Genomic DNA, 14174 nt, shown 5'->3' with positions numbered 1-14174 from the left:
AGGTCCTCAACGTGGCCGACGTACCGCTTCTGGACGTGTCGCTGACGGGGCCGGTGGTCGAAGGTCTTGCCACTCCGCTGGTGATCGATCTTGCTCTCCTCGGCCCGACCGAGACTATTTCTTACAACATCGATGGTGTCGATTACGGTGCCACATTGAATGCGGGTGAGTTAAACCCGGACGGGACCTATACGCTTGATGAAGTCGATCTCGCCGGTCTCACCCTGACACCTGCGACAGACACTGACCTTATTCTGGAGGTGACAGCGACCGTTGTGGATACGTCAACAAATACATCGGCGGAATCTATTGAGATACTTCCCGTCGAGGTGGCCGCCCTAATTTAAGAAGCTCGAAGACCAGGTCTCGCGAACAGAGAAAAATGAGGTTGAAGATATCATGATGGCAGCACCAGGCGAACCGCAGCTTTACCAAGATGACCAAGCACCAATCCGTCTTCTGATCTGCGATGACTCCATCTTCATGCGCATGGCGATCAAGACAATCTGTGAAGAGATCTCCGGCGTTGAGGTTGTTGCCGAAGCGGAGAACGGCCAAGAGGTTATCGACGCCGTGCGGGTATACAAACCTGACGTAATTACCATGGATGTCGACATGCCCGGCGTTGACGGCATATCCGCTACGGCCACCATCAGATCGGAATCCGACGTCCCGGTGATTGTCGTGAGTGGTCTGACGGAGCGCCGTGGGCATCTCGCAAAGCGGATGCTCGAGGTTGGCGCCGTGGATGTCATCTGGAAGTCCGGGTCGTTGATGGACATCGATATCAGCGGTATAGCGCAAACGATTGTCGACAAGGTCCTGTTCTGGGGGGCCAGGGCGCCTGTTTTGAACGCGATCAAGCCTGCAGGCATTCAATCGGTTGCCCAAGGCTACGACATCATTCATCTTTCCGCCGGAACTGGTGCCCCTCAGAGTGTGAATGCAGTGCTTGGTCCGTTGCCAGGCGACTACCCGCCTTTGGTTGTCACAGCCGACATACCCTCGAGTTGTATGGAAGGGTTCTCGCGACAGCTTGAAAAGAGGACTGGGTTGTCGCTTCGCGAACCTCAGGAAAACACCGTGCTAGAGCGCGGTTGCATCTATGTCCTGCACGGCGATTCACGATTGTCGGTGACAGCTTTAGGCGATAGTTTTCGGGTCATGCGGGAAAACCAACCTAGAGCTGGCGAAAAGCAGTCGTGCAGCTGGCGCATGCATGCCAACCTGGCAATTGCTGCCAAGAACCCATTAATGATAGTCTTATCCGGCGCAGTGGCTGATCCACGCGGCTTGAAACTCGCAATGAAGAATCAATGCGATATCTGGATTCAGAAAAGAGATAGCTGCGTTGATGCTTCTGGGTGCGAGGCTGCGGTGAAAGCGATTTCGGCGGCACGTGAGTTGTCTCCTTCCTCTATCTCCGGCTTGTTGGGTGTCTCATGACCGACAACAACGCCGTAAATCCAGACCGTCTGGCAGCCAAATTGCAAAAGCTTCGGGGGGAATATGGCCAGCGTATCCCCGAGCGCCTTCAAGAGATCGAATTCTGTTGGAGCAGCTATGTCTATGAAAAGGATCCGGTCGTTCTGACGGATCTGACGAGCAAGGTGCATATGCTCTCCGGCACAGCCACCATGTATGGCTTTGGCGTCCTTGGAAGTCACGCTGAGGCGGCCGAGGATTCCCTCGTGGCCATTCATGAAACCCCCGAGGGCTTCAGTATCGCAGAAGCTGCTATCAGATCGCTCGTGGCTGACCGGTCATTTGAAGAATGATTGCAGGTGATCTAGGTCATTTACTACCCGATGATCCAGCCAGAAACACCGAAGTCGGCGACCCGATAATTGGAATGTCAGCAGGATTTTTCAGCACTGGTAAGGTCTACTAGCTGGCGATGACTTGAAGCAGCGATGCTCTTGACGTCGACCAGAAGTTTTTGTGCTTCCTCCAGATTTTTGGCTTCAGACGCTTTCTCGAGTTGCAAAAGTATTTTCCTCAGGCCGGTCGCTCCAAAAATTGCCGCCAGGCCAATGAGTTCGTGCGCGTGGGCGGTTGCTTCGTCGAAAGCCCTTTTCTTCAGCGCGTACTCGATATCAGCATGACCGGAATCAAAACTGCAACGGAACGCCTCCAACCTTGCGGGCAATGTCTCCGGCGGCAGCATTTCCAATAACTCCGCCAAAGTTGAAAGATCAAAGATGCGCTCTTTTTCATCGGGCTCTCCCTGGTCATTTTGTACTGCCCCGTCGGTTTCAGCCCGGGGGCGGGCCGATCCGTCTTCAGGCGAGTGTTGTAGAGCCCCATTGGACTGGGCCGCAGCAAGAATATCCTTAATGTCGCGCCCGCGGAGCGGTTTCGAAAGACACTTGTCCATCCCTGCGTCGAGAAATCGCTGCTGTTCTTCAGGCGATACGTGCGCCGTTAGGCCGACAATGAGAGATTTTGACGAGCCGCCTGATCCGGCGCGGATCAGACGGCTCGCCTCGATCCCGTCCATGCCCGGCATGCTGATATCCATCAGGATCAGGTCGAAAACCTGTTGTTTCGCCAATTCGACCCCTTTCACACCATTATGGGCCTCCGCGACGTGGCTATCGTGTTTCTCGAGAAACTGGCGTGCGACGAACCGGTTGATCTCGTTGTCCTCAACAACTAGCACTTTGAGTTTCATGCCATCAGACAACGAGGACAGCTCTACGGACTGCGCTGGGATTGCTTCTCGCTCCGAGGGAGGGACAGCCCTTTTCAAGGGTAGGCAAACGCGAAACCTGCTTCCTTTTCCTAGCGTGCTGTCGACCTCGATTGTTCCGTTCATGGCACGAATGATACCCTTGCAAATGCTTAGTCCCAGTCCGGCCCCGCAAGCGGTTCGCCTGTACGAGGGGTCCAGGGTGACGAACTGATCGAATATTCGGACCTGGTCTTCGAACGAAATCCCGCAGCCGGTGTCATTCACCGAAATCTGCAGGAGTCCGTCGCAATTCTCCTCTGCAACATACTCCGCCGTTAGACTAATATTTCCGTTCTGCGTGAACTTGGCGGCATTACCCAAGAGATTGAGAAGAATCTGCTGCAACCGGCGCGCATCGCCCTGAAAATAAGTGGGGGTTTCTTGCAGAAGATTGAGGACGATTGTATTTCCATTTGCTTTTGCGATTGGTTTGCTGATGGCAACGCTTGCAGACATTAGTTCGCGAAGGTCGAAGCTCTCCTCTTGCAAGATCAGTTCGCCCGCTTCGACCACTGTCAGGTCGAGGACATCGTTGATATGGCGCCAAAGGATCTCGCCCGAAGCCGAGGCGGTTTCCAGATACCTGTCCTGTTCGTCAGTGAGGGGTGTTTCCCTAAGCAGTTCCAAAACACCAAGAACACCGTTGAGCGGTGTGCGCATTTCATGGCTTATGATCGCAAGAAAATTTGATTTGGCCTTGTCTGCGGCAAGGGCCTCGTCGCGTGCCTTCAAAAGTTCCTGTTCTGCGTTTCGGCGTTGCTCGATGTCCCGGACATAGGCGATGAATATCGGGCCGTTTTCTTCCGTCGCCGATGCGATTGAGAGTTCGACCGGAAACTCACTTCCGTCGGCTCTCAAGGCCTCGAGTTCTATGCGCCCGCGATCGATAACTGTCTTATTACCGGTTTTCAGATAGCGCTCCATAGCGGCTGAATGTTGAGGGCGATATCGCTCCGGAATTAGAACGTTTTCGATTCGTTGTCCGATCGCCTGCTGCTTAAGGAGGCCGAAGGCTTTCTCAGCGACGGGGTTGAAATCGATGATCTTTCCGAAGCAATCGGCCACAACGATGCCATCGAGAGATGCATTGATCATGCTCTGGAGACGGCGTTTGCTGCGCTCGATTTCGTCCGACTTCTCTAATGATACCGCGAATTGCTGGCTCAGAATGTACAACGTGGCCGCCAGAGCCAGGATTAGTGTCAGAGCGAGTAGCGCAGTCTGGATGAGGAGGCGAGAGAACTGTTGCCTGCTCTGATAAGATGCTTGCGCGAATAGCTGGACACCGGTCAAGGCGAGTGAGCGAACATGGGTTTCCTGTTGCTCGATATCTTTTAAAAGTCCTTCCAGCCTCCCCCGCAAGGTGGTGTCCGAACCGTCAATGTGCGGAACGGTGCGATCAAGAAATGCCCTGAGTAGCGAGAAATGGGTTTCTACGGGTTCGTTTGGTCGCAATTCCTTAAGAAACCGGCTGTGTTCGAGTGTGTCGACTCTGCTGAAGAAAATGTTGAAGCGCCTACGGAGCTGCTGCAAGGAGGATGCATCGTCGTCCTGGGCATTGCTTGCTGCCGCCTTGAGGCGTAGAAGTTCCACTTCGAGCTGTGCAAGCGCCCATTGCATGTTGTCGCGCGGGGCACTGTTCAAGGAATCCAATTCTTGCTTTATTTGAAGCCCCAGTATTGCGAGGCCGCATACTGCGACCAACGAGGCCGCCAGAACCAACCGCCGTCTGATCTGATTTCTTGGTTTGAAAGAGCCTACCGATCTCATCGTTCCAATTCCGTATGGTGAGACCGTTTGATGTCAGTCTCCGGTGACAGTTAGTTCCTCCAGTTGCCAAATGCTTCTGGAATAAATGATCTCCGTACGATAAGCGCTCTTCGCATCATAAGGGTATACAATCCAGAGCGGCCCTTTTTCACGAATGGACATCGTCTTGCCATTGTTTAGATACGCGATGATTGGTCCACCTAAGATAGCATCGGTTAGTGGAATTTCGACTGCATAGTCGTTTAAGGCGCGGGCCTGCAGCATTGTGCCCTTCGCGTCGACCTTTTCCAGAAGGTCTTTTAGCAACACTCCCTGAAAGGTGCTCTTGTCCTCAGTCCAGATTGTACCGGTAGTAAACTTGGTTTGCGGTAGGGCTTTAAGCATCGGAATGTCGAATCGAGCACCTTCATCGCTGTTTGTCATCCCGATGGCGCCTGTCACTGTCAGGACCACCTCTCCGTTTGGTTGCGGCAGGTTGTCTGCTAGGGCAGTAGTATTTGCGAACATGGCCGCTATCACCATGAGACAGCCCGGAGATGATTTTAATACCCTTGTAAACATTACCGATCTCGCCTCCTCTTCTTTCGCTCACCATCATGACACGCGAAGAATTGTAGCAATTTCTTGTCGATTTTGCGTGTCTCGTTCGAGAATGTTTCTATCCTTTCGTATAGTCAGCTCTGGACAGGCACAGATTTAGCTTTAACACTGGCACGACGGAGCCGATGTGTCAGATGAACCACATATTACGGAGCGCCAGTTGAAGGTCTTGGTTGCGGATGATCACAATCTTGTCAGGGAGATGATTGCAGACGTGCTTGGCCGCGAGGCAGGCGCGCAAGTCTCGCAGGCAAGCTCAGTTTCCGAGGTACTTTCCAGTTTGGCGGAGGGATACACTCCTGATTTGGTTCTGCTTGACTACAACATGCCAGGCATGGATGATCTGAACGGTCTGGCGCAAGTTCTAGTTGCTTGCGGTAAAATCCCAGTCGCTATCATTTCCGGGGTTGCCAATAGAATTATTGCTGAAAGGGCTCTTGTGGCAGGCGCAGCCGGATTTCTCCCCAAAACCATAAAGGCGAGATCGTTGGTGAATGCGGTGCGTTTCATGGTAGCGGGCGAAATTTTCGTACCGGTCAGTTTTATGACCACTGAAGAGGAAATCCCTGCAGCCGCTCAAGCGCTCCAGATGACTTCACGGGAGCTGGAAGTGTTGCAGGGGCTTTGCGAAGCCCTCTCCAACAAGGAGATCGCACGCCGACTCGATCTGCAGGAGGTCACCGTAAAGCTCCACGTAAAAACGCTAAGCCGAAAGCTTGGCGCACGCAATCGCACGCATGCTGCCATGATTGCCCGAGAAATGTCTTTGGTTCTCTGAGCGTCTTACGCCACAGACTGCCGTCTTCAATCTTACTAGCCTTTCGGATAGCTATTACCTATCCCCTCGAGTTCGGTTGACCTTTTGAGCCGCCAGACTATCCCTTCGAGGTTGCGCATAGCCCTCTGATTCCTGTTCCATCTGCGCAAAAGACTTCATCCTATTCCAATTGAAAGCGGTCAATCCGCTGTGGTCAGGTGCGCATGAAAATCAGTGCTGGAGCGCAGCGGGCGAAACGCGCCCTGCAATTCAGAGGAGTAAACATGTTCAAATTCGCGACAACACTTTTAGTCGCCGCCGTGTGTCATGCAGAAGCTGCCCAAGCGCAATCGGTGACCTTGATCGACGTTGCCAGTACCTTTCCCAGCGACACTGTTATTCTCGGGGATGTTGCCAAGGAATTACCCAGCCGAATTGCCGCTTTGACGGAAGGATCCCTTCGACTAACGTTTCACGAACCGGGAGTGCTTGTACCGGGAGCGGAAACGGTTGCGGCCGTTGCGGATGGCCGGGTTGCAGCTGCGTGGGCGGGCGCGGGTTGGTTTTCCAACCGGGACAGTGCGTTCACCCTATTTTCCAGCTTTCCGTTCGGACCGACCGCGACTGAATACCTCGCATGGATGTATGACGGCGGGGGGTTGGGAATTGCCCGGCGCATGTTCCATGCTGAAGGCGTTCACAATATTCCATGCGGCCTGATTCCTTCGGAAGCTTCCGGCTGGTTCCGCCAGGAGATCAGAACCGTTGCCGATCTGAAGGGGCTGACAATGCGCTTCTTCGGCTTTGGAGCCGCTGTGATGGAGAAATTGGGTGTGGAGACTCAGCAGCTTCCGCCCGGAGAAATCTTGACGGCGATGAAAGACAACAAACTGGACGCTACCGAATTTTCTTTGCCTGCGATGGACTTGGAACTCGGCTTCAGCGAAGTCGCTGAATACTATTATTTTCCTGGATGGCATCAGCAGGCAACCTTTTTCGACATATTTGTAAACTTGGATATCTGGCAGCAGCTGTCTTCCAGTCACAAGAAGGCCTTGGAGCTGTCCTGCGGTGATGCACTTCGGGCGATGTTGTCGAAGGGGGAAGCGGCTCAGGGAAAGGCGTTGCGCGCGGTTCAGAATGCTGGAGTACAACTGAAAAGATGGCCACCAGAGATGCTTGTCGCATTCGAAGATGCGTGGCTGGAAATTGCAGCTGAAGAAGCCGAGCTAAATCCGAATTTCGCGGAGATCTATAACTCCTACAAAAGCTTCCATGAAGACTACGTCCTCTGGAAACGTTTCAGTTTTCTGCAGTGAAACTGTGTGGTTCAGCAGCACCGCGTGCAGTCAAGGTGAGCGAGAAACGTAATGGTAATTCGAAATCAGAGCATCCGCACAAAACTGGCGTTCGCATTTATCCTTGCATTCGTTGCAATTGTTGCGATCGGCAGTGTCAGTCTTAGCAAGCTTGGTGCGGTTCGTGCTGTGACGAGTGAAATTCGTGAGACCTGGCTACCTCTTCTTGGTGCCCTTGGAGATCTCAAAAGATCCCTCACGACGCATCATCTTCTTGCCACGAGGCGAACACAATCGCTTGATTTTCGGGTACTGGCTGAGACTGGAGAACGGCTCGCGATTATTAAGTCCGTCATCAATAAAGAATTACAGTCAATTTCCCACTCGTTGCAGCACAAGGAGGAAGAGGAAAACTTCGAGCAGCTGAATTCGAGTTGGGAAGCTTATGTGATTTCTTTTGACCACGTCGTGGAACAGCTGAACTCGGGAGAAACCAGCCGCGCGTTGAAGACATTTTCATCCTCCACCGATCCAGTGTTTGCTCAAACTTTCGAGGCGGTTCTGGCGCTCGAGCGACATGCGGAAAAGCATACACTGCTTGCCGAAGCCCGCGTAGAAGGCGTTTATGATAAATCTCGCGTCGTGTTGGTCCTTTGGGTTGGAACCTCTGCGCTGGTGGCTCTCCTTGGTATCTTCTGGGTATCGCGGGCGGTTGCCTCTCCACTGCAGCGCGTCAGTGAGATCATGAGCCGATTGACCGATGATGCAACACCTGTCGAAGTAGGTGGAAATCATTCCAGTGCTAATGAAATCAACAAGCTTGTAACTGCCGTCTCCACCTATCGAAAATGCATTTTACAGGCACGGGATTTTGCAAAATCCGCAGAGGCGGACAGGCTCCGTCTGGAGGTAGCCATCGCGGGCATGCCCATTGGCGTCGCGTTTTACGGTCACGACAACAACTTGGTCTTCTGCAACGACCTTTATGGACAAATCTATAAGCTCCCCGAAGAGCTCGTTCGTTCAGGTACGCCACACGACGCGATTGTTGATGCGTGTATTCGCCGGAACACGTTCTTTGGTAAGGATCCGCAAGCCTTTGCGCGCGAAATGGGCATGATAATCGCTGCGGGAAAAAAGGTGATCGCTGCCCGAAGTCTGCAGGATGGCCGAACCATCGCTACCACAATTCAGCCGATCTCAGGGGGCTGGCTGTCGATCCATGAAGACATCACCGAGCAGCGCCGCAACGAGAACCGGATTTATCATATGGCGAACCACGACGCATTGACCGGACTTGCTAACCGCAGATACTTTGGTGAGCAAGTCAATAAGGCGCTGGAAGCAAGCGAGAATGCGGATGAGACTGCAATCCTATGTGTCGATCTGGATCGGTTCAAGGAAGTCAATGATACCCTTGGTCATCCGGCTGGTGATGCGCTTCTGGTCAGGGTTGCAGATTGCCTGCGTGCCTGTATCGGTCCGCGCGATATAGTGGCTCGGTTCGGCGGTGACGAGTTTGTAATTGCCCAGATTGGGGGTGATCAGCCATCGGCCGCGCGCGACCTCGCCAGTCACCTGATCGACGTACTGGGTGCGGAAACCTGCATTGAAGGACACCAAGTTGCCATTCAAGCCAGTGTAGGGATCGCGCGCTGCCCGGAAGACGGCATCAAATTGGAAGACCTCTTGAAAAGAGCTGACATGGCGCTTCGCCTCGCAAAACAAGGAGACCGGGGTGCTATTATTTTCTATAAGTCGGTCATGTGCGACCGTGTAAGAGAGCAACGTGAGATGGAGGCAGATCTGCGTCGAGCTCTTGCGAACAATGAGTTCTCCCTCGTTTATCAACCTATTATAGGTCTCGGTGCCAACGCTGTAGTTGGTTTCGAGGCCCTAGTTCGATGGCAGCATCCTGAGCGCGGTTGTATTTCACCGGCGGAGTTCATTCCGGTGGCTGAGAATATGGGGCTGATCGTGCCTCTCGGAGAGTGGGTCCTTAGAAAGGCCTGCGCCGACGCGGCAATGTGGCCCAGCTTTATCAAGGTCGCCGTCAATCTGTCTCCCGTTCAGTTCCGCAGTAAGCGCGTCGCCGAGGCGGTGTTCACGGCATTGGCGACGTCGCGTCTACCAGCGAACAGATTGGAGCTGGAAATTACCGAGGGCGTGCTTCTCGATCGGACGGACGACGTGCTGCGCACCCTGAAACACCTCCGCGCGCTTGGAGTCAGAATCGCATTGGATGATTTCGGAACCGGTTACTCCTCACTGAGTTACCTGCAGAGTTTTCCCTTCGACAAGATCAAGATTGATGGAACATTTGCACGCAAGCTGAGTGAGGAGGAGAGTTCGATCGCGATCATAAGGGCGATCGCCGATCTGGGAACAAGTCTAGGTATGACAACGACAGCAGTGGGTATAGAAACAATGGAACAACTGGAGATTATCCGGTCGGAGGGGGGCACCGAGGTCCAAGGTTTCGTCTTCAGCAAACCCCGTCCGTTCGAGGAGACTGCACCGCTAATCGAACAACTGGGCTCTGAAATTAACGCAATCGCAATTTGACATGCGAAGTGCCCTGGAATGCTACTTGATGCGTTCGCTAAACGCCCCCGATTTGAGTTAGAGTTTTCCAATATGATTTGTCCGGCTGGGGAAAGAGTGGATGCGTAGAAGTTGTTCATCGTGAAGCGCGGGTATTTCGCAAATAGAGGCTGGACCCCACCTATTCGCTTCCGTCGTGATGCTGGACTCCATACCCAATGTCGATTTGGGAATGGAGGAAGGTTTGGGAGTCCATAGAGCGCTCCATATGGAGTCCATTTGCGGATATGAGATTTTGGCGGGGCCCGCAGGAAAGTGGCACTGGCCGGATGAAGTGAAGTATCAGCTTGTCGCGGAGACCTATGTGCCCGGTGTGACTGTGAACGAGGTCGTCCGGCGTGTAGGCATGAAGCCCAACCATCTTTCGTCGTGGAGGCGGTTGGCGCGGGAGGGCAAACTTGTGGTGCCGGATCTTCCGGGTGTTGATTTCCATTGAGAAGTGACCCGGCATTTCCACCGAGAATTGGCTCTGACTCACATTTGCTGCTGTTGGAAGGCAGGCTTTTGCTGATTCACTGGAGGATCAGCTTATGCGACATCGAATTCCGCGCGCGAGCCTCGCGCCTGACGGCTTTTCAGTAGATGAAGTGAAGGTTGCAGAGGATAGCGTTCAGATTCAATTGCGGTCGCGGCAGCCCTTGGGAAGATGTCCGGACTGCGGACGAGTGAGCCGAAGAGTTCAAAGCCGATATGTGCGCCGACCTGCTGATCTTCCGCTTTCCGGTCGGCGTGTACAATTGACAATAGTCGCGCGCCGGTTCTGGTGCGATGCCGTCCTATGCGGTCGGCGCATCTTCTGCGAGCAGTTCGATGGCATTGTATTGGCTCGCTATGGTCGGCGTACCCAACGGCTGGAAACAATCGTCCACCATCTCGGCCTGGCACTCGGCGGCAGACCGGCGGCAGCCTTTGCTAATCGCCTCATGATGCCAGTGAGCAACGACACACTGCTGCGGGTGGTTCGCCGGCGTATTGCCGATTACAGCGATGAACTCTTTGTCATAGGCATTGATGACTTTGCCTTTCGACGTGGCCAGACCTACGGAACAATCGTTTGCGACCTGGAGCGGCGGAGGCCTGTTACTCTCTTGCCGGATCGTGCGTTGGATACGTCTCGATCGTGGCTGGCCCAACATCAGTCGATATCAATCGTCGCTCGCGACCGGGGCGGTGGCTACGGCGAGGCCATCGCGAAGGCCCTGCCTGATGCGGAGCAGGTCGCCGACCGTTGGCATCTGATGGAGAATTCCAGCCGGGCGTTTCTTGATGCTGTCGGCAGGTCAATGCGCCAGATCAGGCAGGCGGTCGGCAGCAATGTCGTTGACCCCAAGCTTTTGACTTATGCGGAAAAGTTGCAATACGAGGGTTATCTACGCCGCCAGGAAACGAATGAAGCGATCCGGGAACTGTCGAAAAAGGGCACCCCCATTCGGCAGATCGTGCGGCAAACCGGTCATAGCCGGAAGCTTGTCCGCGACATATTACGCGGCCAGCGCCTCGATGTCTTTCGAACACGGCCAAGCTCGCTCGATAGCTGGCTGCCTTGGCTTAACGGCCGCTGGGCCGAAGGGGCTCGAAACGCCTTGGCACTTTGGCGTGAGATGCGAGAAAAGGGCTTTCCAGGGCAAAGTGGCGTCGTCTCACAATGGGCGCAGCGCCGGCGTCTGGCAGAGAAGGCCAACCAAAGTGGTCTTGCCCGAACGCCATCGGCACGGGTTATCGCTCGATTGATGACTGCCGCACGCGATGATTTGGCGAAGTCCGAGGCTGTCCTGGTGGCGGCGATTGAAATGAGTGTTCCTGAACTGGTTGCCGCGCGCGACGCCATTGGCGACTTCCAATCCATGATCCGCTCGAAGACAGCATGCAGGCTTGATGACTGGCTTGAAACAGCCAAGAACAGCTTGGTCGGATCCTTCGCAAACGGCGTAGAAAAGGACATCGACGCCGTTCGGAACGCTATCATCTCTCCTTGGTCGAATGGGCAAACGGAGGGACAGATCACGCGCCTGAAGCTCATCAAACGCCAAATGTACGGGAGAGCAAAACTCGATCTATTGCAGGCGCGATTGATTGGCGCATCCTAATAGCTACACGTCAGCAAAAGTGCGTCAGAGCCAATCCTAATGGAAATATCAGGCCAAGCCGGGCCACTTCTCAGATGGGGTATTCGGCTTTTGCCCCATCTCTGATGCGGAACGTGAAGAGGTGCTGCGCTTCGAGCTGATGCTAGAACGTGGTCTGTGCGAAACAGCCACAAGCATCAGGAAAGGAAGCGCAGCATGAAGCATTATGCCGGGCTGGATGTGTCGATAAAAGAGACCTCTGTTTGCATAGTCGACGAGAGTGGCAAGATCTGCCACGAGATGAAGGTGGTCAGCCACCCGGACGACCTCTCTGCGGCTCTGACAGGCGCAGGATTGCGTCTCGAACGGATTGGGTTGGAAGCAGGGCCATTATCACAGTGGCTGTTCGAAGGCTTAGCGAAAGCCGGATTACCCACGATCTGCATCGAAACACGACACGCCAAAGCCTTTCTCAAGGCACAGATCAACAAGACAGACCGCAATGATGCACGCGGCATTGCGCAAATGATGCGCGTCAATCTCTATCGTCCGGTGCATGTGAAGACCCTGACAAGCCAAAAGCGCCGAGCCCTATTGACGGCTCGTAAGCTGTTGCAAGGAAAATCGATCGCAATTGAGAACGACATTCGCGGGCTCCTCCGCAATTTTGGGCTCAAGGTTGGGTTGGTTGGAACCGCAAAATTTGAGAATCGGATCCGTGTATTCATTGAGGACATGCCCGATATGGTCGAAATACTGACACCGCTGCTGGCTGCCAGACGGAAGATCCGTGAAGAGTTTACCTGCCTGCACCACAAGGTGCTGGCTATCGTCAGGTACGACGCGGACTGCAATCGTCTGATGACGATTCCCGGTGTTGGCCCTATTACTGCACTTGCCTTTGTCAGCACCATCGACATTCCGGCACGGTTCCGGAATTCAAGGGCGGTCGGACCGGCAATCGGGTTGACACCGGTACTCAATCAATCAAGTGAAAGTCGTCGTGTTGGCCGCATATCTCAATGCGGTGATAACATGATGCGAGCACTCCTCTATGAGGCAGCGCAAGTGCTGCTCACCCGGGTCAAGAAATGGTCATGGCTGAAGGCCTGGGCCACGAAGCTTGCGAAGCGGAGTAGCCACCGACAGGCTATCGTGGCACTTGCCCGTCGATTGGCTGTTATCATGCACCGTATGTGGAGCGATGGTACCGAATTCCATTGGGCCGGCGAAAGTCTGATTGGTCACCGAAAAGAGATCTTAAGTTCCGTCCTTGGCGGGAAAATGTCCTTCGCGGGACGATGAATGAAGCGAGTTCGTGATTTCCACCGTGCCGACAGCAATTTTGCTGTCAGGACGATTCTCAGATTGAGCCGCTACATTCTTCTGATCCCATGCTGGGAGGGCCATGGTGCCGATCCCGAAGAGAAGCGAGAACTCGCGAAAGACATTAAAACGCCGACCGGGCGGAAGGCTCGAAGACACTTGACTGCAACACGCCGAATAGAGAAGTGGAAATCAACACCCGTCCCAGATACGCAGCTGCTCCGTCTCACAAGTGGCGGCACACAGCAGCACGGAAATTACGAGATGGGCGTTCATAGGTGCTTTTCAAAATCGGCTATCGATAATAGAACAAAAAAAGAACATGATTACATCGACCATGCAATGGCGATATCTAAATGGAAACGATCGCAAACATCAAACAGAGCGGGAAATGGCTGGTCGTCTCCTGCCAGTCTTGCGGCCGGTCCACGCACTTCCCGGCGCAGTGCATTCCGCCGAAGCTCCTGGGGGAATTGCCAGTTGCGCTTGTCGCGACTTATTTCCGTTGCACCCGCTGTCGCAGCAAACTGCTTGAGAGTTTTTCGGTTGATCCAGGCACACTAAACAGTCAGCGCACGCCAAGCTGGGAACACTAGCCGCAAAGGCTTGCACTTATCTCATGCTCGGAGCGGCCCCGGCATCTTGTAGGGAGAAAGCCGAGGCCTGAGGCGAGCTTGCGGGCATGCCATGCTCCGAACTCAGTTCACTCTTGGAGAAGTTGGAAACTGAGTGGTGACATCATAATAATTGCAATCAGAAGATGCCAGCGGATTGTGTTGCCGCTTGCGCGATGCCTGACACGGTTTTGATTTTGGCCTGGGAGAAAAGGTGGCGGTCGCGATACGGCAGTGGGTTGATGGCATCGCGACCGCCGGGAACCGGGAGCGGCAAACTACCCGGCTCCACAGGGTGCCACGGCCGATTAGATGCGACCGGTGACGCCAGCGCGATCAGCCTCACCGGCAATCGCGCTGGTCATCTGAATGAGGTTGGTCCGCACGTTTTGGTCCTCGATCCGG

The 14174-nt window shown here is 54.1% G+C and carries 11 protein-coding genes; 9 read left to right on the top strand and 2 right to left on the bottom strand.

Annotation, left to right across the window (positions count from 1 at the left end):
- The 3 genes from Q666_RS0133565 to Q666_RS53060 form a co-directional block, all read left to right on the top strand.
- The coding region (locus tag Q666_RS0133565; RefSeq protein WP_208994461.1) for a hypothetical protein at nt 1-347 on the top strand (347 nt) is incomplete at its 5' end.
- A 52-nt stretch (nt 348-399) separates the two neighbouring features.
- The gene (locus tag Q666_RS53065) at nt 400-1446 is read left to right on the top strand and encodes a chemotaxis protein CheB (protein ID WP_023001223.1); all 1047 of its coding nucleotides are present in this window, start codon (nt 400-402) and stop codon (nt 1444-1446) included.
- A complete protein-coding gene (locus Q666_RS53060; protein ID WP_023001224.1) occupies nt 1443-1778 on the top strand; it encodes a hypothetical protein in 336 nt (111 codons plus the stop codon). The genes Q666_RS53065 and Q666_RS53060 overlap by 4 nt, the downstream gene beginning before the upstream one ends.
- 77 nt (nt 1779-1855) lie before the next feature.
- On the opposite strand, the gene Q666_RS53055 is transcribed toward Q666_RS53060, so the two are convergent.
- Both Q666_RS53055 and Q666_RS53050 read right to left on the bottom strand, forming a co-directional pair.
- Nucleotides 1856-4504 (bottom strand): ATP-binding protein, encoded by a 2649-nt coding sequence (locus Q666_RS53055; RefSeq protein WP_081713305.1) that lies wholly within the window; start codon nt 4502-4504, stop codon nt 1856-1858.
- A 33-nt stretch (nt 4505-4537) separates the two neighbouring features.
- The gene (locus Q666_RS53050; protein WP_031285094.1) at nt 4538-5065 is read right to left on the bottom strand and encodes a molybdopterin-dependent oxidoreductase; all 528 of its coding nucleotides are present in this window, start codon (nt 5063-5065) and stop codon (nt 4538-4540) included.
- Nucleotides 5066-5231: 166 nt separating this feature from the next.
- On the opposite strand from Q666_RS53050, the gene Q666_RS53045 reads away from it, so the two are divergent.
- From Q666_RS53045 to Q666_RS53030, 6 genes are all read left to right on the top strand, one after another.
- Nucleotides 5232-5882, top strand: a complete 651-nt coding sequence (locus tag Q666_RS53045) for a response regulator transcription factor (protein WP_023001227.1) — start codon at nt 5232-5234, stop codon at nt 5880-5882.
- 203 nt (nt 5883-6085) lie between these two features.
- The gene (locus Q666_RS53040; RefSeq protein ID WP_081713304.1) at nt 6086-7180 is read left to right on the top strand and encodes a TRAP transporter substrate-binding protein; all 1095 of its coding nucleotides are present in this window, start codon (nt 6086-6088) and stop codon (nt 7178-7180) included.
- A gap of 51 nt (nt 7181-7231) precedes the next feature.
- Nucleotides 7232-9724 carry an EAL domain-containing protein gene (locus tag Q666_RS65035; protein ID WP_023001229.1) on the top strand — a complete coding sequence of 831 codons (2493 nt, stop codon included), beginning with the start codon at nt 7232-7234 and terminating at the stop codon, nt 9722-9724.
- 178 nt (nt 9725-9902) lie between these two features.
- Nucleotides 9903-10199 carry a transposase gene (locus Q666_RS66945; RefSeq protein ID WP_023001230.1) on the top strand — a complete coding sequence of 99 codons (297 nt, stop codon included), beginning with the start codon at nt 9903-9905 and terminating at the stop codon, nt 10197-10199.
- Nucleotides 10200-10293: 94 nt separating this feature from the next.
- Nucleotides 10294-11850, top strand: coding sequence for an ISL3 family transposase (locus Q666_RS53035; RefSeq protein ID WP_031269416.1), 1557 nt, complete (start codon nt 10294-10296; stop codon nt 11848-11850).
- 195 nt (nt 11851-12045) lie between these two features.
- The gene (locus Q666_RS53030) at nt 12046-13134 is read left to right on the top strand and encodes an IS110 family transposase (RefSeq protein WP_023001233.1); all 1089 of its coding nucleotides are present in this window, start codon (nt 12046-12048) and stop codon (nt 13132-13134) included.
- Nucleotides 13135-14174 lie beyond the last annotated feature (1040 nt).

It is taken from the genome of Labrenzia sp. C1B70 (assembly GCF_000475395.1).
Classification (GTDB): domain Bacteria; phylum Pseudomonadota; class Alphaproteobacteria; order Rhizobiales; family Stappiaceae; genus Roseibium; species Roseibium algicola.
Note: the sequence above shows the minus strand (reverse complement) of the source record. Positions and strands in the feature narration are given on the sequence as shown.

Coding starts and splice junctions, on each gene's coding strand:
- Q666_RS53065 (WP_023001223.1), top strand. CDS start 400: ATGATGGCAGCACCAGGCGAACCGCAGCTTTACCAAGATGACCAAGCA.
- Q666_RS53060 (WP_023001224.1), top strand. CDS start 1,443: ATGACCGACAACAACGCCGTAAATCCAGACCGTCTGGCAGCCAAATTG.
- Q666_RS53055 (WP_081713305.1), bottom strand. CDS start 4,504: ATGAGATCGGTAGGCTCTTTCAAACCAAGAAATCAGATCAGACGGCGG.
- Q666_RS53050 (WP_031285094.1), bottom strand. CDS start 5,065: ATGTTTACAAGGGTATTAAAATCATCTCCGGGCTGTCTCATGGTGATA.
- Q666_RS53040 (WP_081713304.1), top strand. CDS start 6,086: ATGAAAATCAGTGCTGGAGCGCAGCGGGCGAAACGCGCCCTGCAATTC.
- Q666_RS65035 (WP_023001229.1), top strand. CDS start 7,232: ATGGTAATTCGAAATCAGAGCATCCGCACAAAACTGGCGTTCGCATTT.
- Q666_RS66945 (WP_023001230.1), top strand. CDS start 9,903: ATGCTGGACTCCATACCCAATGTCGATTTGGGAATGGAGGAAGGTTTG.
- Q666_RS53035 (WP_031269416.1), top strand. CDS start 10,294: ATGCGACATCGAATTCCGCGCGCGAGCCTCGCGCCTGACGGCTTTTCA.
- Q666_RS53030 (WP_023001233.1), top strand. CDS start 12,046: ATGAAGCATTATGCCGGGCTGGATGTGTCGATAAAAGAGACCTCTGTT.